17 protein-coding genes, 1 tRNA gene and 1 pseudogene are annotated in these 23239 nt (G+C 68.1%); 10 read left to right on the top strand and 9 right to left on the bottom strand.

What is annotated here, in order from left to right; translation table 11 throughout:
• Nucleotides 1–6 precede the first annotated feature (6 nt).
• Both ASD30_RS08405 and ASD30_RS26450 read right to left on the bottom strand, forming a co-directional pair.
• Nucleotides 7–771, bottom strand: a complete 765-nt coding sequence (locus ASD30_RS08405) for a vWA domain-containing protein (protein ID WP_082563693.1) — start codon at nucleotides 769–771, stop codon at nucleotides 7–9.
• Between the two features lie 169 nt (nucleotides 772–940).
• Nucleotides 941–1081, bottom strand: a complete 141-nt coding sequence (locus ASD30_RS26450) for a hypothetical protein (protein WP_156393555.1) — start codon at nucleotides 1079–1081, stop codon at nucleotides 941–943.
• 399 nt (nucleotides 1082–1480) lie between these two features.
• On the opposite strand from ASD30_RS26450, the gene ASD30_RS08410 reads away from it, so the two are divergent.
• From ASD30_RS08410 to ASD30_RS08440, 7 genes are all read left to right on the top strand, one after another.
• Nucleotides 1481–1798: a hypothetical protein gene (locus ASD30_RS08410; RefSeq protein WP_056679988.1), complete on the top strand. Its 318-nt coding sequence runs from the start codon at nucleotides 1481–1483 to the stop codon at nucleotides 1796–1798.
• 513 nt (nucleotides 1799–2311) lie between these two features.
• Complete coding sequence (locus ASD30_RS08415; RefSeq protein ID WP_056679991.1) at nucleotides 2312–2656, top strand: hypothetical protein; 345 nt, start codon at nucleotides 2312–2314, stop codon at nucleotides 2654–2656.
• Nucleotides 2656–2895 (top strand): helix-turn-helix domain-containing protein, encoded by a 240-nt coding sequence (locus ASD30_RS08420; protein ID WP_156393556.1) that lies wholly within the window; start codon nucleotides 2656–2658, stop codon nucleotides 2893–2895. Before ASD30_RS08415 ends, ASD30_RS08420 begins: the two co-directional genes overlap by 1 nt.
• 348 nt (nucleotides 2896–3243) lie before the next feature.
• Nucleotides 3244–3450: a hypothetical protein gene (locus tag ASD30_RS27900; RefSeq protein ID WP_442938229.1), complete on the top strand. Its 207-nt coding sequence runs from the start codon at nucleotides 3244–3246 to the stop codon at nucleotides 3448–3450.
• Between the two features lie 163 nt (nucleotides 3451–3613).
• Nucleotides 3614–4750, top strand: a complete 1137-nt coding sequence (locus tag ASD30_RS08430; RefSeq protein WP_056680002.1) for a hypothetical protein — start codon at nucleotides 3614–3616, stop codon at nucleotides 4748–4750.
• A gap of 127 nt (nucleotides 4751–4877) precedes the next feature.
• Complete coding sequence (locus tag ASD30_RS08435; RefSeq protein ID WP_056680005.1) at nucleotides 4878–5384, top strand: SigE family RNA polymerase sigma factor; 507 nt, start codon at nucleotides 4878–4880, stop codon at nucleotides 5382–5384.
• Nucleotides 5381–6535 carry a sialidase family protein gene (locus tag ASD30_RS08440; RefSeq protein WP_056680008.1) on the top strand — a complete coding sequence of 385 codons (1155 nt, stop codon included), beginning with the start codon at nucleotides 5381–5383 and terminating at the stop codon, nucleotides 6533–6535. The genes ASD30_RS08435 and ASD30_RS08440 overlap by 4 nt, the downstream gene beginning before the upstream one ends.
• A gap of 387 nt (nucleotides 6536–6922) precedes the next feature.
• On the opposite strand, the gene ASD30_RS25990 is transcribed toward ASD30_RS08440, so the two are convergent.
• The 6 genes and pseudogenes from ASD30_RS25990 to sigJ all read right to left on the bottom strand — a co-directional run bounded on the left by ASD30_RS25990 (nucleotide 6923) and on the right by sigJ (nucleotide 10782).
• Nucleotides 6923–7666, bottom strand: a complete 744-nt coding sequence (locus ASD30_RS25990; protein WP_235532549.1) for a phospholipid scramblase-related protein — start codon at nucleotides 7664–7666, stop codon at nucleotides 6923–6925.
• 60 nt (nucleotides 7667–7726) lie between these two features.
• A pseudogene (locus tag ASD30_RS27460) lies at nucleotides 7727–8074 on the bottom strand (DUF2510 domain-containing protein); the annotation flags it as partial.
• The gene (locus ASD30_RS08450; RefSeq protein WP_056680014.1) at nucleotides 7978–8352 is read right to left on the bottom strand and encodes a PH domain-containing protein; all 375 of its coding nucleotides are present in this window, start codon (nucleotides 8350–8352) and stop codon (nucleotides 7978–7980) included. The pseudogene ASD30_RS27460 and the gene ASD30_RS08450, both read right to left, overlap by 97 nt.
• 131 nt (nucleotides 8353–8483) lie before the next feature.
• Nucleotides 8484–9467 (bottom strand): hypothetical protein, encoded by a 984-nt coding sequence (locus ASD30_RS08455; RefSeq protein ID WP_056680017.1) that lies wholly within the window; start codon nucleotides 9465–9467, stop codon nucleotides 8484–8486.
• A gap of 224 nt (nucleotides 9468–9691) precedes the next feature.
• A tRNA-Gly gene (locus ASD30_RS08460) sits at nucleotides 9692–9765 on the bottom strand.
• Nucleotides 9766–9903: 138 nt separating this feature from the next.
• Entirely contained in the window at nucleotides 9904–10782 is an 879-nt protein-coding gene (sigJ, locus tag ASD30_RS08465) for an RNA polymerase sigma factor SigJ (protein ID WP_056680020.1), read from the bottom strand.
• 139 nt (nucleotides 10783–10921) lie between these two features.
• On the opposite strand from sigJ, the gene ASD30_RS08470 reads away from it, so the two are divergent.
• The gene (locus ASD30_RS08470; protein ID WP_200951115.1) at nucleotides 10922–11374 is read left to right on the top strand and encodes a carboxymuconolactone decarboxylase family protein; all 453 of its coding nucleotides are present in this window, start codon (nucleotides 10922–10924) and stop codon (nucleotides 11372–11374) included.
• 8 nt (nucleotides 11375–11382) lie between these two features.
• Here the strand turns inward: ASD30_RS08470 and ASD30_RS08475 are convergent, their stop codons facing one another.
• Nucleotides 11383–16050: a family 78 glycoside hydrolase catalytic domain gene (locus ASD30_RS08475; RefSeq protein ID WP_156393559.1), complete on the bottom strand. Its 4668-nt coding sequence runs from the start codon at nucleotides 16048–16050 to the stop codon at nucleotides 11383–11385.
• A gap of 277 nt (nucleotides 16051–16327) precedes the next feature.
• Between ASD30_RS08475 and ASD30_RS08480 the strand changes: the two genes are divergently transcribed.
• Complete coding sequence (locus ASD30_RS08480) at nucleotides 16328–19474, top strand: glycoside hydrolase family 78 protein (protein ID WP_056680027.1); 3147 nt, start codon at nucleotides 16328–16330, stop codon at nucleotides 19472–19474.
• The gene (locus ASD30_RS08485) at nucleotides 19471–23220 is read left to right on the top strand and encodes a glycosyl hydrolase (protein ID WP_056680030.1); all 3750 of its coding nucleotides are present in this window, start codon (nucleotides 19471–19473) and stop codon (nucleotides 23218–23220) included. Before ASD30_RS08480 ends, ASD30_RS08485 begins: the two co-directional genes overlap by 4 nt.
• Nucleotides 23221–23239 lie beyond the last annotated feature (19 nt).

Genomic DNA, 23239 nt, shown 5'->3' on the forward strand with positions numbered 1-23239 from the left:
TACTCATTACCAGTAGCTGTCCTCGTCCTCAGTGGTGGCAGCTGGTGCGGGTGCGGCGTCGGGCTCCGCAGGGGCCGGCGCTTCTGCGGGCGTAGCGGCCGCAGGCGTCGGAGGCTTGAGTTCGGCATCCTTCGGGATGGCGTTGGGGTCCTGCGAGAGACCGCGGGTCACCACCGACATCGTGACGAACTTGAAGAAGTTATGGATCTCGCCAGCGTCCTTGGCCTCGAAGACCTGGTGTTCGGTCCCGGCGATGAATCGCTCCAACGTAGCGCGTCCCTGACCCTCATAGGCCTCGCGGCCGATTCCCAGGGCCATGCGATCGCACTTGGCGGAGCGCCCGTCCTGGATGAACTGGTCCAGCTTGCTCTCCCACGAGTCGGTAGGTACGCCGTCGGAGACGAGGACGACCAGAGGCCGGTAGGCGCGCCCGGGCGTCTGCTCCCGATCCTCGATCAGCGACTTGGCCACGTCGATCGCTGCGCCCAGTGGGGTGCCACCGTCGGCGCCCAAGTTGCCGTACGCGAGTTCGGACGCAGGGGTCGGGCGGTGGGCAAGGGATGCGGTGCCGCCGAAGGTGATGACGGAGACGAGGAACTCGTTGGCCTGCGACTCCTCCTTTGTGAAGGTCCCGAGCATCTTTCGGACAGCGTCGTTCAGCGAGCTGATCTTGGCGCCGTGCATGCTGCCGCTGGTGTCGAGCAGAAGGATGACAGGGAGTGGTTTGGCCTTTGAGGCGGTGAAATCGGACGCGTTGAACTGAGTGGTCATGACTGGTCTCCTCTTGGGAATCGGCCTATTTGGAGCGACGTTCGACTACGTGCCTTGCGGCGCGGATGGGACGAAGTGACCGGGTTCGACCGACTGCTCGAAGCCTAGTGGTGGTCTCCGACAGAAATCTGGAGAACGACCAGGCTGTCCGGCGCAGTCGGCCCCGGCGCTACGCGCTGATCGCTCGGATCGTGCGTGCGACTAGGGCGAGGTCCACGCCGGCGCGCTGCCAGAGGGTGACGCCAGCCGCCAGGCAACCGAGACCGACTCCCGTGAGGGTCGCCGCGCCAGCGATGTTGATGTACTGCATCTCTTTCTCCTTGGAGTTGTTCAGCCCGGGACGGAGTGCTCCGGTGCTTGTGGCACGACCTCGTGTCGAGCCACCATTTGTGTTTGCGATTGCTTGGCGCGGCAACTGCAAAGTTAGTTAGAATGACACACAGAAAAGGGGTTCGTCAACCCGGCGTCCAGAACTTCTTTAATCCGCCCGACGCACGGGGAACGCTGCCGCACGGAGCACATGGGCAGCTAGTCCCGAGAGTCTCCTCGTCTCGCGGCAGGCTTGATGGCTGGTCTGCTCGATGCCGGCGACAGCCAGCATCGTGCCGGGCCGCTTGTTCGACGATCCCTTGGCACTCGATCTCCGCTGACTTTCACAGCCCTCCATCCTGAATAAGCGATGTCGGTGGGTCCCTGTAGGAATCGTGACATGCCCAAGACCCTTGAAGCTGCCGCGGTCAGTGTCCGCCTGCGGCGACTCTGGCTCGGCGAGATCGCGAAGTCAGAAGAGTTGGCCGCCAGCGTCCTGGTCGACGCCGTGCACGACGTGCACCTGAGTCGGGTCGCCGCCTCCAGACACCGGCTCCGGCTCGCCGCCCCGACGGATGCGGCCCGGGACGCACTCGGCCGAGTGCCAGGTGCCCCCGGTGCGCTGGTCACCGCGGTGCAGGCGTTCAAGAAACAAGAGGTGCCGCTCCACCGTGTGGTGGTCGACAGCAGCTACCGCGGCAAGGGGTTGCTGCTGTGAACGCCTCGACGGACGGAACGCAGTTCGAGCTGAACATGGGGCTGGTCGTCTCGGCGCCGCGGCAGGCGCCTCTGACCGACCGGCCACGGTGGTTCCTGGACGCCGCACGCCAGACTCCTGTTGTCCACACCAAGTGGGAGCAGAAGTGGCGCTGCACCATCCAAGAGGGGGAGCACCCCATCGTCCTGCTCCACCGCGGCGGTCCGCTTCGGTTAGCCTTCGACGTGTCGCAGACCGAGGGCGCGCCGACAACTCGCGGCCGTTGCCGACCGAGCTGGCCAACCCCTTCGCGATGGAGCACGTGTCGACGCCGAGGCAGCGCGAGAACTCCTGGTCGGGCAGCCACTGCCCCACCTCGTCGCGTGCGTGCGGGCCACGGCCGCCCCCTGGCCCGCCGCCCGGTACCGGGCGCTGAGTTGCTCGGGAAGTGCTCCCCACGGAGCAAGCAACTCGCCCTCTCGCGGTACCGATCCGGGGCATGATGAGGCCACCGACCAACCTAGGGAGGAACCCATGAACAAGACCGTTCTGCCGCTCGTCGTGCTGGCACTGCTCGGGCTCGGGGCCTGCGGCGACGACAGCCGCGGCGGCGGCGACGACGAGTCGTCGGGCACCCCGGCGTGCTCTGACGTCTGGGAGGTCGGCGAGACGCTGGACTTGAACACCTACGAGGGCTGCGAGGACGGGGACTCCATCGTCGCCGTTGTCACGATGGGCTGCTACGACGCCGACTCCAAGTACGTCGGCCAGTTCACCGCCTACGAAGACCGGCTCTGGGTGGTGCAGTCCGGCACCGACCAGAAGACCGGCGACGGCGGCACGCCCGGCAAGATCACGGACGTCGACCCGGAGTGCTGATGACCGAGCCCGAAGTCAGCCCGCGCGTGGCGGCCGAGATCGTCGAGGATTTGTCGCGGCCGGGCGTCCCGCAACCGCTCCGGCTCACGGAGGGGGAGACCAAGGCGCTCCGCCTGATTGCTGACGGCCTCACCTACAGCGACGTCGCCCGCAGGCTGTACGTCTCCGAGACCACGATCGACAACCACGCCCGCAACACCCAGCAGAAGGCGCAGATGTTCCGCGACTGGCCAGCCTGACCCGCACGTCCTGTCCCCAACGCGTTCTAGCCATCAGGGCCAAGCGGAGTCCTGACGGTCGGTCTTCGAGGAAGAGTTGCGCGTCAGGCGTCCCAGCGCGTACATGCTGAAGTTTGAGTTCATCCCCTTCTCGCCCTGCCACACCACCTGCACTGCGAGCGGGCCAAGGCGTACGGCGTCCGCGTGAGCCCGATGCGTGCCGGCTACTCGAGGGCCGGGTGCATCGAGCGGGTGCCCACGAGGGTCGCTCAACTGGTGGCCGAATCCGAATCGCCCGAATCCGAATCACTCAGGGTTCCGGTGCGGTTCGAGCTGCTGCTCAACGATGCCCACTCGCCAACCGAGCAGCTGGCGACGCTGGCCCACGAGCTGGGCCATCTCTTCTGCAGCCATGTCGGCGCGGACCCGAGCGACCCCTGGTCCGCACGTCGCCCTGCGCGTTCGGTGGGTGAGTTCGAGGCCGAGTCGGTGGCGCTGGTGGTCTACAAACGGGTGGCACCCAGGCCGTGCTACCGCCGTACCTCAACCAGTGGTTCGACCCGACACAGAAGATAGTGCCCGGCGCGGACTGGCCCCGGGTGTGCCGGGCGGCGAATGAGATCGTCGAGATGCGCCAGCGCCCGGTCCTCGGCGTCTGATGACACAGTCGCTGCGAAGCGCACGTGCTGCTTCGACCAATCCACGTCGCGGTGTCAGACCTTTCCGTTACGGCCCGGTCATGCTCAAGATGCTCCCGGTCTCGACTGCTCTCGTGCTCACGTTGACCGCGTGCGGCGACGACTCCTCCGACGACGCTGTCCCCACCGCACAGAGTGCGGCACTGGTCCTGCAGTCGGAGATCCCGGAGATCACCCGGCTCCTGGAGATTGACGAGGACAATGACCCCAACGAGCTGATCGGCAGGCCGAACGGGTACGTCGGAGCAACGGTGGTCTTCGACTCCCGCGTCGAGTGTCCGGACGACGACCCGGGTGTCGACTGTGGTGCCACGATCGAGGAGTGGCCCTCTCGCAAGGAGGCACAGGAGCGCTCCGACTACATCCAGTCGCTGCAGTCGGGCAGCAGCATGCTGGGCAGCGAGTGGAACACGGTTCGCGGCAAGCTGCTCCTGAGGGTGACCGGCAACATGAAGCCGTCTGAAGCAGAGGGCTACGCCGAGATCTTCGAATCCGAGGATCTGGCGGCCGAGGTCGACTCCGCGGAGGCCGATGACTCCACGCCCGCCGCGACCGAGAGTGATGAGCAGCCGAGTGAGCCCGAGGACTTCGTGATCGAGAGTGGCTTCACCACGGGCACCGACTCGATCGGGACCCGCTACACCTCAGCCGGTGCGCGATTGACCAACGCCAACACCGACCTTGCGGCCTACGACGTGCAGGTGCTGTTCAACCTGATCGGCGGCAACGGTGAGGTCATCGACACGACGACGGAGACAGTGCCCTACGTCGGTCCCGGTGAGGCCGTCCCTGTGGCGCCACTTCAGATCGGGTTCGACCTCAAGGCCAAGCCGATCGATCTGCAGGTCCAGGTCGTCGGAGAGTTCAGCGACGATGTCGGCCCGAAGGGTCCGCTCTCCGACAAGGGCGTGATCCTGCAGATGGAAGGTGTCGACGTCATCAAGGGCGACTACGGCAACGAGATCAGCGGACGGGTCACCAACACGACTGACGAGGTCGTCGAATGGCCGTCCTGGTCGTGCATCTTTCTCAATGGCAAGAAGATCGTTGGCGGCTCGTCCTCGACGATCACGGACCCGATTCCTCCCGGCAGCACGGTGCAGTTCGACGACATGCTGAGCATCGACGGCTTGCTGCCCAAGAAGGTCGAGTGTCGAGTTCTGGCAGACCTGCCCTGACGCCGAGACGGAGGCGCCATGTTGGCCACGTGACTCCTCCGGAGATTCGCTCTCATTGCCCCCACCCGTGGTGGCCCGATCCTGCGTTCTTAAGGATGAAGGGGTTCCGAGCGAGGAGAGTGGTCCCATGGACCGGGAGGTCGAGCTCAGACAGTTCGTCTCGACACGGGGTGCCGCGCTCTCCAGAGCGGCATACCTGCTCACGGGCGACCACCAGGCAGCGGAGGACCTGGTGCAGGACACCTACGTGGTCCTGGTCCGGCGCTGGCAGAAGTCGGGCAAGGTCGATCCGGATGCCTACGTCCGTCGGATCCTCTACACGAGGTTCGTCGACGGCTGGCGCCGGCGCCGCCTGATCGAGTTCCCGAGCGCCTCACCACCCGACGACGCCGGCGGCAACGAGGCGGACGCGGTCGACACCCGGCTGACGCTGCGCGATGCGCTCGCCCGGCTCACCCCGCGACAGCGCGCCGTACTGATGCTGCGCTTCTACGAGGACCTCACCGAGGTCCAGGCCGCTTCTGCCCTCGGCATCAGCGCGAACACGGTGAAGTCGCAGACCCGGCTGGCGCTCCAACGGCTCCGGGAGCTCGCCCCCAAAGCAGTCGCCTCGCTCGAAGGAGTGGAATCATGAACGGCCTGCACGCCGCCCTCGACGAGCTCGCCACGGACGTGCCCGTGTACGGCGACCTGGACCGCGCGATCGCCCGGGCCAATCATGACCGTCGCCGTCGGTACGGCGTCCTGGCCGGCATAGCCGCAGCTGCCGCCGTGCTGATCGTGATCGCCGGGATCCTGGTCACGACGCGCGGCAACGACTCGGCGCCATCTCCGGTCGCGCCCACTCCGACGCCGACGCCGTCAGCGCAGTTCCAGTCTCCCGGCCGGGGCGACCATCCCGCAGCCATGTACGACGCGGGTGGAGCGCTGGTGATGGCCACCATGGACCAGGAGGTTCGCGCAGGTAGCGCGACGTTGTGGCGGCGCGAGTCGGGTAGGTGGCAGAAGCTCGGGACGCTGCAGCACGCCGTTCCGATGCACTGGAAGGCCGACTCCGAAATCACTCGGCTGTCGCCGGGCCCCGGTCAACAGGACATCATCGCGGTCATCACCGCCGATACTGCAAACCCGCGGGTCGCGTTCTCGAGTGATGGCGGACTCACTTGGAGCTACCTCTCGACGTGCGGCGAGTGCTGGATCCACGCGCAGGGCGACTACGTCTACATGGTCGGGTTCGAATCGAGCACCCTACGGAGGGCCGCGTTCGGTGCCCGTGACTGGGAGGAGCTGCCGCTTCCCACGGCACCGGACCCGGACTCCGGCTATCGTGGCCCGCTCGTGCTCGACGACGGCACCCTTGTCATCGTGGAGGCGACCAACCCGGACGACTGTGGGTCCTCCGGCCACTATCGGTTCTCGCGCGACCACGGCGACACGTGGAGCAAGCGCCGGGTGACCCCCGGCCAAGCCACCTGCATCGACGGTCCTACCGGCAACACGCTGTACGCCTCCGGCGACCTCGGGCAGTTCCGCAGCACGGACCTTGTCCACTGGGAGCCCGTTGTGGTCGATGGCCGGTTCCCGCCGAGTCCGCGCCGGGACCTGCCGGCGTCCTGCTGGAAGCGCGACCCCGGCTACCGGTGGGTGTCGGAGCCACCACTCCTGGTCGGCGACGAGGTCTACCGGCTCTTCCACGTGCCTGACCGCGACCGCTGGACCGGGGTCACCCACGCGTTGATGGTGTCCCGCGACGACTGCCGGACTTGGCAGAAGGCGACGCACTGATGCGTGCCTAGTGTGTTCGGGCGTTGCGAGAACCTGCAGGCCCCACGCAGCTTTGACGCCAGGCACCAGGGTTCCTCGGCGGCGCCAGTCGCGCAGTGGGAAAGTGCTCATGACCAGAATGCTCGTGGTCGAGGGCGCGGAGGAGCGGGTGATCGCGGCTGCCGAGCTGGCGGTGTACGTGCGGGAGCGTGAGGTCGACCGACCCCGCTGGGCGTGGGACGACACTGCCCGGTGGTACCCACTAAATCGCCCCGGGTTTCGTGGAGGCTCTGGTCTACCCCGATCGGGACGGATGTTTCACGGTAGTGCTCGGGCGTGATCCTGCCAGCGGTTGGTCTCGAACTCGGCGGGCGAGAAAGTCATCGTGCCTGGGACAACACGGAGCAGCTATTTCTGGTGGAATGCCGTGTCTATGACGAGGGCGGTCGCGATGGTCAGAGAACGCAGCGGCTCTGACAAAGGGACCGGGAAGTCCACAACGTAGTTGTCGCCTTTAGTGAACAGTTCCTTGGCCAACCCTGCCCGGGTCTTACTGATGTTGGCGACGACCTTGCTGTTCGCGTCCTGGACGTTGAACTCCCGGTGACGCTGACGGTCCTCTGAGTAGACAGCACCGATCAGTGTGCTGTCGGCTCGCTCAAGTTTGAAGGCACGGTCGGCATGCTTCCAACTCTGTGACGTCACGATTCGCCCGACGCTGGCGCCGTTTGCGCCACTGATGCTGATCTTGGAGCTTAGGACGGAGGCCTCACGTCTCAGATCGAGCAACAACCGTCCGCTCATGTCGACCACCTGTATGCGGCTCGACATCCGCTTCCCTCGTACGGCGGCGACCTGGATGCCCTCCTGATTGTAGATGGCGTACTCGGCGCGTAGTTCGACGAGTTTGCCCTTCTGGTTGATGACGAGGACGGGCTCCTCAAAGACCGCCGCGTCTGGATTCCCGGACGCATCGACAAAAGCAGCCTTCTGGACCTGGTTCCGGATCTTGTCGGTCAGCCGGTTAGTCGCAGCCAGTGGCCCACTTGTTGCTGGTAAGCGCTGACCCGCGACTGAATACGTCGGCGCTGCGACTGGATAGGCAGGGGCCGGGGATGGATACGCCGGGGGCGGCCCCTGGGTGGGATTCATAGCGGCCGGCGGCGCAATTGCGACCGGCGGATCAGTAGATTGGCGACCGCCTGATACGACGTGTTCGGTCCACAGAGCTCCGTCCCAGTAGCGGAGCTCGAACCGCCGGAACGGGTCTGGGTGCCATGCACTCGCTGTCGACGAGTTGGCGGGAGTTGACACTGACGCCCTGACGCCAGGCTGATCTATCGATGGGGTGCCCTGCGTCGCGACCTGCTCGCTCCACTTGGTCCCATCCCAATATCGACGTTCGTGGCGGCCGAATGGATCGGGGTACCAACCGGCAGGCGACGGGGTGGACACTGGATGACCTAGGAGCCCAGCACGCTGTGCGCGATGAGCATGTCTAGTTTCCGGATGTCGATGCCCTTTTGCAGGTTCACCTTGATGTGGCCCGCGCGAGTCCACAATTCGATTTCGGCGTTGTGGTCCAAGAACCCGCCGGCGTTCTCCGAGGACCACATGTTCACCATGGCCCATGGCAGGGAATAGATCTCGACCTTCTTGCCACGCAGCCCCTGGGCGTCGCGAACGATGAGGCGCTTGGTCGTGAAGATCGCGCTGTCGCGAAAGGTCTTGTAGGCAGCAACTGGCTGCTCGCCCATGACAAGCAGGTCTGACACGTCCGAAGGGATCGGGCATTCGGAGACGAGGGTCCAAGCGAGGATTCCGGCGGTTTCCGCCACGTCAGAGTTCCTTTCGGGTGGTCGGACCAGATGGGCATCTCTTGCGTTTCGATCCAAAGGTGACCATAGGTTCGTCCGCCCCGTGACGTCTCAGAAATGCGGAAAACTCCCTCGAACTCGTCGGCGAACCTTCACTCCGGGTCGACGCTCGCGATCGGGTCGCCCGACGGGCTCACCGCGGTGCCCGGCCCAGCTGGTGCCGTGCGCCGGAACGACCGAAGGAGAACGACCAGCATGCCGGCTCCTGCCACGACCGCGACGAGGTGCAGCGTCGCCGCGACCGCGAAAATCTCGGGCGGGGTGACGTCGGCGGGTTGGGCCAGCTCCACTACCAGCGTCAGCGGCAGCTTCCAGGCGCTCCACGCGAAGAGAGACCCCGAGCCGAGCCACGCGATCCCGAGAAGCAACTGGTGGGGCACCCGGGTCGGCCGCCCACGCACGAGCATCCACAAGGCAGCGGCGCCGGCGACTGCCCACAACCCGCTCAGGCCGTTGAGGAGAGCGCCGTTGAGCTCGCGCTCGTCCGGGTGCTCGATGCCCACGGTGCCGCCGAACGCCCAATACAGCCAGGCGACACCGACGCCGAACGCTGCGCCGATCGGCCACCACGCACCGGGAACGACCTGCGCAGGGCCGACGAATGGCTCGGGCCACCTGCGTCGCAGATAGGCCGGCAGGGCGATGGCCAGGCCGAGCCCCATGCCGAGGAAGCTGAACTGCAGCAGAGCGTCGATCCATCCAGGTGAGGCCGCGCCCTCGTCGTCGGAGCCCGACGAGGATCCATCGGCGGCTCCGATCACGGTGCTGAGCACGGCGTACGGAAGGATCGAGACCAGGAAGCCGGCCCCGGTCCAGGCGCAGAAGATCACCGCCCGCCCGGGCACGCGGTTGCCCCAGGGGCGCACCAGGGCCAGCGCCAGAGCGATGCCGACGGCCGCCATGCCGATCGTCACCGTGTTGAGCAGAGCCCAACCGGCCGTGCTGTATCCGTCGCCGCCCGGCGCCAACCCGATCATCGAACCGACGACCCAACAGACCTTGATCACGAGGTACGGCGTCATCGCTGCCGCAGCGCCGTACGCCGCAATCCGTCCGACCTTGTCCCAACGTTCCATGTGACTGCGCCCGCCCTCGAGAACCGGATCTGCACAGCTCCCGACATCGTGCGTGCACTTCCCGCTGTTCGCGCCGAGATCTGTCCCGCGCCCGACCGGTCGAGTGCGGCACTGACAGCATGCCGACAACGCTGTCGCCTCAAACGCGAACCGGCAGGGGCGCTGTCAGTGGGGTCTGATCCCGGCGAATCGACAACGTCTCGAGTCGAGCCGGGTGAGGAAAGTGGAGCGGACGCGAGGATTTGAACCTCGACTCCTTCCCTGGAAGGGAAGCGTGCTGCAACTACACCACGTCCGCGAGGACAGCCTCTGACGAGGCTGACACGGTTCGTAGTATGAACCACCTTCGAGAGTGCGGCCGCCAGGGTGCGGCCGCCAGGGTGCGGCCGCCAGGGTGCGGCCGCCAGGGTGCGGCCGCCAGGGTGCGGCCGCCAGGCTAGCGCCAGCCGGTCAGCTTGGCGGGGTTGACCACCATCCACACGTCGGTGACCAGCCCGCCAGCGACTCGCAGGTTGACCACAGCGTGCACCTCGCCGCCGTCGGTCATGGTGAACCCGAGTCCGTCGGCGGTGACCCGCTCCGAGAGCGCCCAGGTCGACCTCTTCGTCAGCACGCCGAGCAGGAACCGCGCGACTCGTGTGGGTCCGACGATGGGGTTGCGGGCCGCGCGCACCACGCCGCCACCGTCGGAGCGGAGGGTGACCGAGGGGTCCAGCAGACTGGTGAGCGCGCCGAGGTTGCCGCCGCCGGCGGCCGCGAGGAACGCCCGGACCACCGCATCGTGCTCAGCGGGCGGGTCAACGATGCCGCGGTGGTCGGCGATCCGGCGCCGGGCGGCGGTCGCGAGCTGTCGTACGGCGGCAGGGGAGCGGCCGACGATCTCGGCGACCTCGGGGAAGGGCAGTGCGAAGACGTCGTGCAGCACGAAGGCCACCCGCTCTGCGGGCGTCATCGTCTCGAGTAGCACGAGCAGCGCGGTGCTCACGGTGTCGTCGAGGGTCACCCGATCGGCCGGGTCGGCGGGCGCGCCGTCGCCGAGGAGACCCGCCGGCACCGGCTCGGGCAGCCAGTCGCCGACGTACTGCTCCCGCCGGACGCGGGCCGACTTCAGCACGTCGAGGCAGATCCTGCTCGCGACCCGGGTCAGCCAGCCCTGAGGGTTGCCGATCGCCTCGCGCTCCTCCCCGGTGAGGCGGTACCAGCGCAGGTAGGTCTCCTGCACCGCGTCCTCGGCCTCCTCGAGGGTGCCGAGCAGGCGGTAGGCGAGGGCGATCAGTCGGCGACGCTCCGCCATCACCGCGTCAAGCTCGTCCATCGGGGCTCCTTCGCTGCTCACACCATGGTGACGAGACGCACGCCTCGGGTGTGAGGTCACGACCTCACACCCGCGTGCGCTGTGTCGTCATCACAAGGAACGCCCGCGAACCGCAGGCCCGTCACTACAGGAAGTCATCATGCTGCCGAACATCAACCTCACCAAGCTCTTCCCGGCTGCCTACGAGGCCCAACGGGCCGCGGACCAGGCCGCCGAGGAGGCCGCCGTGACCGCAGGACTCCACCCGCTGCTCGTCGAGCTGGTCAAGGTGCGCGCCTCGCAGATCAACGGCTGCGCCTTCTGCCTGCGGATGCACACCCGCGACGCGCTCGAGAAGGGCGAGACCACCGACCGCCTCGCCCTTGTCGCCGCCTGGTGGGAGTCGCAGTACTTCACCCCGCAGGAGCAGGCCGCCCTCGTGCTCGCCGAACGCATCACCCGGATCGGCGACGAGCACACTGCCCCGGCCCCGCAGGTCGACATCGAGGGTGTCCTGGACGAGAAGCAGGGCGCAGCGGTCACCCTGCTCACCATCGTCATCAACACCTGGAACCGGATCACCATCGCGAGCCACTACCCGGTGGCCCCCTGACGCAGGGCCTAGCGAATCAGCCGGATGCTGTTGATCTCGAGGTCTCCCTGCCCACTCAGCGGATCAAGCCGGAGCATGGTCAGCGGGCTGTCCAGTGCGGGGATCGGCACCAGGTACACGTGCTCGCCGCCTGCCTGGACGCCGAACCTGGCGCTGTTGCCCTCGCTCGGACCCGGTGAGGCCTGTGTCCCCCAGAAGAGCTGCCCGTCTCCGTTTATCGACGAGGTCATCGTGATCTCCAGATAGGCACCCTGCGTGACGTCGAAGGAACCAGCGCCGGGACCGAAGGCCAGGTTCGGGTCTCCGCCCGTCGAGGTGGCACGGAGGGCGCCATCCGCCACGGCGAAGCCGGTGAGCTGGCTCGTCGGGGTCCAGCCCTCGGTGTCGCCTGCCGTGTTGAACTCCCACAGCTTCAGCGCGGACGAGATCCGCACCTCGGCACTGTCGCCGGCGGCCGGGCCAGCCTCGTAGAAGGCATCGACAGCGATGACTGCGGCGAGGTTGGTCGCGTCGGCCGGCGAGGTGACGGTCACCTGGACGGACGCATCCGCGCCCGCGGCCAGCTCATACGTCTCGGTCTGCGGCGTCACCGTCCAGCCCAGTGGGGCACTGAACCTCAGTTCGCCGTTCAACGGAGCATCCGGGCGCTGGTTCTCCAGGGTGACCGTCACCGTGGCGGAGTCTCCCGGCTCTTCGAGGAGTGAGGGCTCGGCGCTCGTCGAGACGATGCGCACGGGCGAGACCACGTCCACGAGCACGCGCACGGGCACCGTCGTCGTGGCGGGGCCGCGGCGATAGCTGATGGAACCCTCGACCTCCAGGCCTTGTACGAGTGGCTGGTCCTCGGCCACGTGTACGTCGAGTGGCACGTCGATCGACTCCCCGGGGCCGACCTGTTCGGACACAGTGGCCGGGTCTGCCGACCACCCAGCGGGCAGGTCGAGGGAGAGCTTCACGTCACGGACTGGTTCCGAGCCGTTGTTCGTCAGTCGTCCCACGACACGCAGGCTCGACCCGGGGATGGCAGGACCTTCCCCCTGCACCAGCGACGCCGAGACGTCATGGAGTCGCCGGGCGGCCTGGGACATTGCCGAGTCGACCCGCGCCAACGACGTGGTCAGCGCTTCCGCGTCGCCGGTGCTGAAGCTTCCCTCGGTGGCCCATTCGTCGATGAGCCTGCGAAGCCGGTCTGCCCGGGCTTGCGCGCTGGCCAACGACTCGGTGGCCAGCTCGGTGTCGCCGTCCAGGTACGCCTGGAAGGCGTCGTCCAGGCTCGTCACGAGCTGCCTGGCCTCGACCGGAAGCCGTTTCTGGACCACCTTGGGCACCTCCGGAGAGCCGGCGACCTCATCGGCCAGGTCCTGGAGGTCGAGAGCCCTGGCGGCAGCCAGCCCGATGTAGCCACGCACGTCGTCCGACTCGAAGGCATAGTCCCCGGAGCCCACCTCGAAGACCGCCGCTCCGTCCTGCATGCGCACGAAATGGACGCCGGGTGCTTCGCTGGCGAGACCGCCGCCTTCGAAGACGGCCTGCTCGCTGACCGCCGGGACGTGAACCCGCGCCACGGTGTTGGCGGGGACGGTCACGTCGAGGGTGAGCTGATCGTCAGAGACGGTCCGCCAGGCCGACCGGATCTCGCCGTACGGCGAGTCGTGGCTGACGTCGGCGTGGGTCAGTTCGCCGCCCGGCCTCGGTGCGACCCGGAAGGTCGAGTAGCCGGGCCCGGTCGACCGGATGCCCCCGATCGAGGAGTACATCCACTCGCCGACCGCGCCGTACGCGTAGTGGTTGAAGGAGTTCATCCCCGGGTCCTGGAAGGAGTCGTCGGGGCGGATCGAGTCCCACCGCTCCCAGGTCGTCGTCGCGCCCTGGGTCACCTCGTACAGCCAGGAGGGGTACTGCTTCTCGAGCAACAGCCGGTAGGCCACGTCGTCGCGGCCGACGGCGCTCAGCGCGGGGAGCAGGTGCGGTGTGCCGAGGAAACCCGTGCTCAGGTGCCAGCCCTTGGCCTTGATCGCGGCGACGAACTTGCGGCCGACGGCGTCCAGCTGTTCCTCCGGCACCAGGCCCATGTCGATCGCCATGGCGTAGGCGGACTGGGACCCGGTGCCCACCTGACCGTCCGGTGCGATGAACCGGGCGGCGAACGCGGCCCGGACGTCGTCGTACAGCGCCCGGTAGTCGGCAGCGGCTGCGTCGCGCCCGGTCGCTGCGGCCATCTCGCTCAGCAGCCGGGCGTCGAGCGCGTAGAAGGCGGTTGCCAGCAACGTGTCCGGAGTCGGGTCGTTGAGGTTCAGCCAGTCGCCGATGCCGTGGCCGTTCGGCACGATGCCGTCCTGCGCCACTGAGGTCCAGTGGTCGACCAGGCGGACCATGGCCGACCAGTTCTCGTCGATCACGCTCTTGTCGCCGTGGTTGCGCCACAGTGCGTCCGTGACCGTGATGAACCCGTCGCCCCAGCCCGCGGTGGCGGTGCTCTCGCCCACACCCGGCTCGGTGCCCGGCGCGATCATCGGCATGACGCCGTTCGGGTTCTGGTGCAGCCGCATGTCCCGCAGCCACTTGGTCAGGAAGGCGTAGGTGTCCTGGTTGAACACGGCGGTGTCCGCGATGGCGTTGAGGTCACCGGAGTAGCCGAGCCGCTCGTCGCGGGCCGGGGTGTCGGTGGGTACGGACAGGAAGTTGCCGCGGATGCCCCACGAGATGTTGGACTGCAGCTGGTCGAGCATCGGGTCGGACGTCGAGAAGTGCGCGGCAGCAGGGTTGTCGGTGCCGACGACGATGCCGGTGACCTCCTCTGCGGCCGGCGGTACGTCGAGACCGGTGATCTCGACGTAGCGGAAGCCGTGGGAGGTGAAGTGCGGGCTGAACTCGACGGTGCCGTCCTTGCCCAGGGTCACCGTCTCGGTGGCCTTCGCCGTCCGCAGGTTCGCGGTGTAGAGCGTGCCGTCCGGGTTCAGCACCTCGCCGTGCCGGATCCTGACGACGTCGCCGGCCTCGCCGGTCAGCCGGACCTTGGCCCAGCCCACCATGTTCTGTCCCAGGTCGTAGATGGAGACGTCGGGCTGCGGGTGGGTCAGCTCGACGACGTCCAGCTCCTCAGTGACGCGTGCCGGGGGATCGGTCTGCGCGTGCAGCTCTCCGGGTGTCGGCGTGAGCACGCGCGCCGGCGACCAGTCACCGGTCGTGTCGGGTTCGCTCCACCCCGGCACCTGCCGGCGGTAGTCATAGGTCTCACCCATCAGAAGGTCTGCCTCGAGCACCGGCCCCGGCGTCGTCGTCCAGCTCTGGTCGGTCGTGACGACCTCGGTCGTGCCGTCCTGGTAGGTCACCTCGAGGCGAGCCAGGAAGGCCGGGTCCGATCCATAGCGCTTGTCGCCGATCCAGGCCAGGTGGCCGGCGTACCACCCGTTGCTGAGCTCGGCGCCGATGGTGTTCTCGCCCTGCTGGAGGTGGTCGGTCACGTCGTAGACCTGGTACTGGACCAGCTTGCTGTAGTCGGTCCAGCCCGGGGCGAGCTCGTGGTCGCCCACCCGCTGGCCGTTGATCTCCGCGCGATAGATACCGAGGGCCGTCGAATAGAGCCGGGCGGAGGCGACCTGCTTGTCGAGCGCGAAGTCGCGACGCAACAGGGGGAGCGCCTGCTGCTCAGTGGACATCACGCCGTTCTCCACCACACCGGAAACCTTGAGCACCCCGTCGCGCACCTCTCCGATGGCGAACGGGTTGACGCCGTCGGAGAAGTCGGTGTGGAACAGGACCTCCTCGCCCTTCGAGACGGTCACCTCGCGGACGTCACCGGACTCGCCGGCGGCGGTCCGGAAGCCGATGGTCCCTGACGAGCGCAGCGGAATCGGCCGTGAGTCGATCTGGTGACCGTCGATGCTCGTCGCGGCGACACCGTCGGACAGGTCGATGGTGATCTCGTGCTCGGCGCCGAGACCACCGGGCAGGACGTCGTCCGCGATGGGCACGTCGGCGAGCGCGGACCATGTGCCGTTGACCCTGCTGTGTGGCCGGAGGCTCGGTGTGCCGCGGTTGGACAGCTGCCACATGTAGTTGTTCTGCGAGGCGGCCGAGTCGGAGTAGAAGACGATGCCGAGGGCCTCCTGCACGTTGCTGGTGCGCACCGTGAGGGTGTAGTCGCTCCAGTCGACCCCGCGCGGCGCATCAGACGGTCCGCCGATCCATTGCGCCCCCCAGCCCGAGGCCGATGTCGCGTCGTTCGCGAGTGCCGTCTCGAACCAGTCGGGCTCGCTCCACGCGCTCATGGCGCCGGTGCCGTCCCACACCCGGACCCGCCAGTGGTAGCGGGTCTTCTCCTTCAGGGCAGGTCCGGCGTACCGAACGTTCACCGACTTCGAGTCGGACACCCGACCGCTGTCCCACACGACCGCGTCGTCGAAGCCGTCGGCCGTCGTCGCGACCTGGATCTGACGCGCCGTCTGCACGAGTCCCCGGTCCGGGCCGTGAAGGTGCCACGAGAGGACCGGAGGCTCGACGGGCACACCCAGGGCGTGTTCCAGGTGATTCGTCGAGAGCTGCCCCACGGAGAGCGCCTCGTTCTCGGCGGCCACCGGTGCTGACCTCACGCTGAGGACCGCGGCCAGCATCGCCACGAGCACGAGTGGCAGCACCAGGACTCGCGGGAGATTCCAGCGGGATGAGCCGGGCATGTGGCCTCCAGGGCAACTGAAGCGTTTCAGAGATTCCTGACGCTAACAGCCGAAGCCTTGGACAAACAGGCCTACGGCTGACCGAACCCGGTCATGTTTGCGTGGCCGGCGAGATGCTCCTCGCCCGCCCGCCACGCTTCTCCCGAGCCGCGGATGGCCGATACCGGACACGTCGTTGACGTGACGCCAGTCACGCACCTAGCGTGCGATCTGGAATTGAAACGATCCAGCGCACCCGCTTGTCATGCCTGACATCCCAACCCTGGAGATACCTCTCATGTCTCGGATCATCGCCATCATCGCCACCGCGTTCGCCCTGGCCCTGGGCAACTCGGCGTTGGTCGTCGCACCGGCGACCAGCGCCTCTGCGACCGCGCCCAGCAGCGACCTGCGGGTCGGGCAGCTGACCGTCAACGGCACCCACAACCCGCTCGGCTTCGACGACGCGACGCCACGGTTCGGCTGGGTGATGCAGGCCAAGGAGAACGGCCAGGCACAGACCGCCTACCGGCTGCTGGTCGCGACCAGTCCGTCGTTGCTCAAGGCCGGTCGGGCAGACGTCTGGGACAGCGGCAAGGTCAAGTCCGCTGACTCCCGGCAGGTGGCGTACGACGGCCCGGCCGTCACCTCGCGCACCCGCTACTTCTGGAGCGTCCAGGTGTGGGACGCCGCCGGTCAGCCGGCGCCGCCCAGCAACGTGGCGTGGTTCGAGACCGGGCTGCTGCAGAAGTCCGACTGGACGGCCGAGTGGATCGCCCACGACGCGAAGTTCTGGCTGCCCACCACCAACACCGAGCAGAGCTATCCGGCGGAGCTGCTTGCCGGCAAGACGCTCGGCCAGACGTTCACCGCCGACCGCACCTTCGACGCGGCGGCCGGCCGGATGCCCACCTGGAACACGGCCGACTCCGACGTCACCGTGACGCTGCGCGCCGACGGCCCCGCTGGCGAGGTGCTCGCGACGCAGCGTCTCGTCGACCACCCCGACAACGGGTGGGGCGAGGTGAAGCTCGACGAGCCGGCCGAGCCGGGCACCTACTACCTGGAGATCTCGGACGTCGAGGGCAAGGTCGGCTGGTGGAGTCACAGCGACGACAAGTACGCCCACGGCACGGCGTACGCCGACGGCCAGCCGGTCGCCGGTGACCGCACCATCCGGTGGACCCCGACGACCGAGGCCGACGACGAGCGCACCTCCCAGCTGCGCAAGGAGTTCGAGCTCGGCGACGACATCACATCCGCACGCCTCTATGTCACGGCGCTCGGCGTGCACGACGTACACCTCAACGGTCAGCTGGTCAGCAAGGACCGCTTCGCCCCGGGGTGGACCGACTACAACAAGCGCGTGCAGTACCAGACCTACGACGTCACCGACCTGGTCCGCGGCGGCGACAACGCCATGGGTGCGCGGCTCTCGACCGGTTGGTACTCGGGCAAGATCGCGATCTATGGCCAGAACCTCTATGGCCAGCTCCCGGGTCTGCTCGCCCAGCTCGAGGTCACCCACTCAGACGGCACCACCGAGACCGTGACGACCGACGACTCATGGCGCAGCACCCGCGGTGAGATCCGCGAGTCGGACATGCAGGACGGCGAGGCGATCGACGCCCGCGAGGCCACGCCCGGCTGGACGACGTCTGGCTATGACGACTCCACGTGGAAGCCGGTGATCCCGAAGACCGGCGTGACCGCGGAGCTCGTCGCCCAGGCCGACCCGCCGGCGCGGGTGACGCAGGAGCTGCCGACGCAGGAGATGACCGAGCCCGAGCCCGACACCTACGTCTTCGACCTCGGACAGAACATGGTCGGCACCGCACGGATCCAGGTGCGCAACCCGGAGCCGGGCCAGGAGCTGACCATCCGCTACGGGGAGGAGATCAACCCCGACGGCACGCTCTACACCGCGAACCTGCGCTCGGCCAAGGCGACCGACACCTACATCGCCAAGGGGGACGACGTCGAGACGATCGACCCGGTGTTCACCTTCCACGGCTTCCGCTACGTCGAGATCACCGGCTACCCGGGCCGCCCGGAGGCCTCCGACGTCGTGGGTCAGGTGATCAACACCGACGCCGCCGAGACCGGCTCGCTCGAGACCTCGAGCCCGATGCTCAACCAGCTGCAGAGCAACATCACCTGGTCGCAGCGCGGCAACTTCCTCAGTGTCCCGACCGACTGCCCCCAGCGCGACGAGCGGATGGGCTGGACCGGCGACATCAACGTCTTCGCACCCACCGCCGCCTTCAACATGGACGTGTCGACCTTCCTCGGCGACAAGTGGCTGCGCGACCTGCGCGACGCCCAACGCAGCGACGGAGCGTTCACCGACGTGGCGCCCTTCGTGCCCGTCGTCGGGGCCGGCAACACCGGCTGGGGAGACGCCGGCATCACCGTGCCCTACACGGTCTGGCAGACCTACGGCGACACAGAGGTCATCGACGAGAACTACGACGCGATGGCCGCGTGGATCACCTACCTCACGAACAACAGCACCGGCTACATCCGACCCGACTCCGGCTACGGCGACTGGCTCAACCTCGACGACAACGCCCCACGCGACCTCATCGGCACGGCGTACTTCGCCCACGTGAGCGGCCTGATGTCGCAGATGGCGCAGGCGGTCGGGAAGACCGCGGACGCCCAGAAGTACGCCGACCTCGCCGACGCGGTGAAGCAGGCGTTCGTGAAGAAGTACGTCGCCGCCGACGGAAGCCTGCCCGGCGACGCGCAGGCCGGCTACGTGATCGCGCTGTCCTTCGGGCTGATCCCCGACGACCTCGTCGACGAGACGGCCGACCACCTGGTGGCCAACCTCGAGCGGCACGACTGGCACCTGGCCACCGGGTTCCTTGGCACCCCCGACCTGTTGCCCGTGCTCACCGAGACCGGCCACACCGACGTCGCCTACCGGCTGCTCAACCAGCGCAGCTATCCGTCGTGGGGATACGAGGTCGAGAAGGGTGCGACCACGATCTGGGAGCGGTGGAACTCCATCGAGCCCGACGGCAGCTTCGGCGACGTCAACATGAACTCGTTCAACCACTACTCCTACGGCGCGGTCGGCAACTGGATGTACCGCAACGTCGCCGGCATCCAGCCGGACCCCGAGCACCCCGGCTACAAGCACTTCACCGTGGCGCCGATTCCCGGCGGCGGACTCACCCACGCGGAGGGGTCCTTCGACAGCGGCTACGGCACCATCACCTCGGCCTGGCGCCTGGACGACGGCGACCTGTCGCTCGACGTCACGGTTCCGGTCAACACGACGGCCACCATCGAGATCCCGGCCGACGACCCGGTCCTGGTGGGGGACACCCCGGCGGCCAAGGCCCCGGGCGTCACGTCGGTCGAGCGCGACGGCGACGTCGTGCGGATCGAGGTCGGTTCCGGCACCTACCAGTTCAGCGAGGGGGACGCCCGATGATGCGGAAGAACCTGGTGGGACTGGCCACGGCGGCGTTGCTCGTCGGTCTGTTCGGAGCGGCGCAGGCCGAGGACTCCGGCAGTGAGGGTCCCGACTGGGACGACACCACCGGACGCCTCGATCCTGCGGCGTTCGCCGAGCCGCCGTCCACCAGCCGGCCGCACGCCTTCTGGTTCTGGAACGGCGAGCTCACCGAGGCCGAGCTCGACCGGCAGCTCGACGAGATGCAGGCCAACGGCGTCGAGGAGTTCTTCATCCACCCGCGGCAGGGCCTGGGTGGCGAGTTCGGTGTGACGGAGAACGACTACTACCTGTCCACCGACTACTTCGACAAGGTCGAGCACGTCGTGGAGCAGGCCGCCGACCGTGGCATGAAGGCCTGGCTGTACGACGACCTCAACTGGCCGAGCGGCTTCGCCGGCGGGCGCACCGTCCGCGGCGGTGAGGTCGACGGCCGCACGATCGAGGCGAATCCGACCTACGTGCCGTGGTACCTGACCCCGATCGCTGCCGACGTGCCCGGCGGCACGACGTACGACCAGCCGGTGGCGGCGAAGGACCGCGAGGGCCCGGTCGACGACGAGCTGGTCGCCGCAGTGGCCTACCGCAAGGCCGCCAGTGGAACCTGTGTCACCAACGGGGAAGCCCGAGGGGTCGAGCTCGACGGCTCCTCGGCGCGCGAGCTCGAGCCGCAGGACGGCCGCCTCTCGTGGACCGCCCCCGCCGGCGACGGCTGGTGCGTGGTGCAGCTCGTGCAGCGCCCGTTGCTGAACTATCACCCCGACCTCGAGCCCGACGAGCCGTACGTCGACATGCTCAACCCGAAGGTGACCGAGAAGTTCATCGACATCACCCACGAGTCGTACGCCGCCCGCGTCGGTGACCAGTTCGGCGACACGATCCCGGGCATCTTCAACGACGAGCCCGGCTTCTACAACAACTTCCCCGACGGCCGTGGCGGCGCGGACTCGCGCGGCTCGGTCGCCTGGACCCCAGGCTTCCGTGACTACCTGACGCACAACGCCGGCCATGACCTCACCCGCGACCTGGCCGCGCTCTGGTACGACACCGGATCCGACACCACGAAGGTGCGAGTCGCCTATCAGGACGCCCTGTCCGACAGGTACAACGAGGCGCACACCGTCCCGCTCGCCCGCTGGGCCGACGACCACGGCATCGCGTTGATCTCCAACCCGCTCGTCGAGGAGGACCTCGGCAGCCACCGGCTGATCCAGGGCGGCAGCTGGTTCGAGATGCAGCGTGAGTACCAGCTTCCCGGCATGGACCTGATCGGTGGTCTCAACCCGTCGGCGATCACGCCCAAGCTCAACTCGTCGGTGGCGCACCTGTTCGGTCGCGAACGCAACCTCGCTGAGACGTTCGGTGCGTTCGGATGGGACCTGACGATGGAGGAGATGCGGCGCACCGTTGCCTGGGAGGCGTCCGGCGGCGTGGACCTGATCGACAACCACGCGTTCTACTACTCGACCGACGGCAAGCGGGCCTTCGAGTCGCAGCCGAGCGAGTTCTTCCAGAACACCTTCTGGCCGCGGTTCCACCAGTACGCCGACTATGTCGGTCGGCTGACCGAGCCGGCGCGCGGCGCGACACCGGTGAACCCGGTCGGCGTGCTCTACCCGAGCTCGTCGGTGATGGCGACCGGAACGCCGTGGGACGTGCGTGGCTTCGCCGGCAACGGCTCCGCGCTCGGACCGGTCGACGCGTCCTGGACGGGGACCTCCAACGCGCTGCTGCAGGGACAGCTCGACTTCGACTATCTCGACGAGCTCGCCCTGGCCGGCGACGAGGACCTCGGGGTCGACCTCGAGGTGAGCAAGGGTGATTTGGTGCTCCGCGACCAGCGTTGGCAGACCCTGGTGATGCCGCGGGCCGACGTACTCTCCCTGGAAGCGCTGGACACCATCGAGCAGATGGTGCACAGCGGCGGCACTGTGGTCGCGGTCGACGGGCTGCCGAGCAAGGAGGCCGACGGTCGTGACGCCCAGCTCCGCACCCGGCTGGAGGCGTTGTTCGGCACCGATCCGCTGCACGCCCAGAGGTCGCAGAAGGACCACGGGAGTGGCGGCCGCGCCGTGTTCCTGCCCGATCGCAGCGAGCTCGCCGACGTGGTGAGGGAGCGGGTCACGCCGGGCGTCACCCTGGCCCCGGAGACGTCGGCGGTGCGGGTGCGGCACGTACGCCGCGGGGGAGACGACGCGTTCCTGGTCGTCAACCTGAGCGACAAGTCGGTGCGCACCACGGCCGACTTCGACGTGGCAGGCGTGCCGGAGCTGTGGAACCTCGACACCGGCGACCGCCGGGTCGCACCGGTCTACAGCAAGAGCGACGACTCGACGGCGGTCGACCTGGACCTGGACCCCTACGAGGCGGTCTGGGTGACGTTCCGCCCCGGTGCCCACGCACCGGGAAGGACACCGCATCTCACCGCCACCAACGCGGCCGAGGTGACGGAGGTGACCGATGACCTCCGGACCACACTGGTCGTCGAGGAGCCGGGCACCGTCTACGCCGTGGGCAGTCTCGGAGACCGGCAGTACGCCGCGCAGACAGAGGTGACCGACCCGATGGAGCCGATCGCCCTCGGCGGCGACTGGGACTTCCGGTTCGACGCCGACGGCGCGAGCACGGTGACCCGACCGCTGCGCAGCTGGACCGACCTCGACCCAGACTTCTCCGGCTCGGGCGTCCACACCCGCGAGGTCGAGGTGCCGGCGGACTTCCTCGCCGACGGGCGCCGGATCCGGCTGGACCTCGGCGACGTCCGTGAGCTGGCGGCGGTCTCGGTCAACGGGGACGCCCCCACACCGCTGGACGCGCGGCCCTACGTGGTCGATGTCACCGACCGGTTGCACCCGGGCAGCAACACCATCGAGGTCACGGTCACCAACACCAGGACGAACCAGCTAGAGCACAGTCCTCGTGCCTCCGGGCTGCTCGGGCCGGTGAAGCTGCAGCCGGTGCGGGTCGTCTCCCTCGATCTGCAGGAGGGCGCTGAGGTCACGTCGTACGAGCTCTCCGTCGACCCGGCCCGGACCACCGTGCTGCCCGGAGGGACCGCCACCGTGCAGGCCCGGATCGACGGGGTCGCGCCCGACACGCTGGCCGGAACGCTGACCACGCAGGCACCGGACGGCTGGACGGTCGAGCCGGCCAGCGCGCCGGTCTCCCTGGACTCCGACGGGCGGCGGGTGTCGCACGAGGTGCCGCTCGACGTGTCGGTGCCGGCGGGCACCGCAGAGGGCTCCTACGAGGTCACGGTCAGCTTCTCCACGGACGGCGGAGAGCCGGTCAGCCGCACCGTCACCGTGCGGGTGTCGAACGCCTTCGCGTCATGGGAGTTCGACACTCCCGGTGACACGGAAGGGTGGTCGGCAGGCAACCAGGTGAGCGAGCTGACGGTCTCCGACGGGGTGCTGGGCTTCTCGGCCACCGGCGGCGATCCGTACGTCGTCGGGCCGAACGTCGATGTCGACCTCGCCGGCGGCGCCGTCGTCGAGATCACCATGGACTCGTCGGTCTCCGGTCAGGGCCAGTTGTTCTGGGCGACGACCGACGGCGGCTTCGCCGAGTCCCGGAGCGGGCGGTTCGACACGGTGGCCGGGACGGGCACCTACCGCGTGCCGATCCCGGCACAGGCGGCCGGACTGCGGCAGCTTCGGCTCGACCCACTCTCCGGCACCGGAGACCTCGCGGTGCAGGCGATCCGGGTGCTGCCGGCCGGGTGAGCTGACTCGATGTGTCCAT

The organism is Nocardioides sp. Root140 (assembly GCF_001426745.1).
Lineage (GTDB): Bacteria > Actinomycetota > Actinomycetes > Propionibacteriales > Nocardioidaceae > Nocardioides.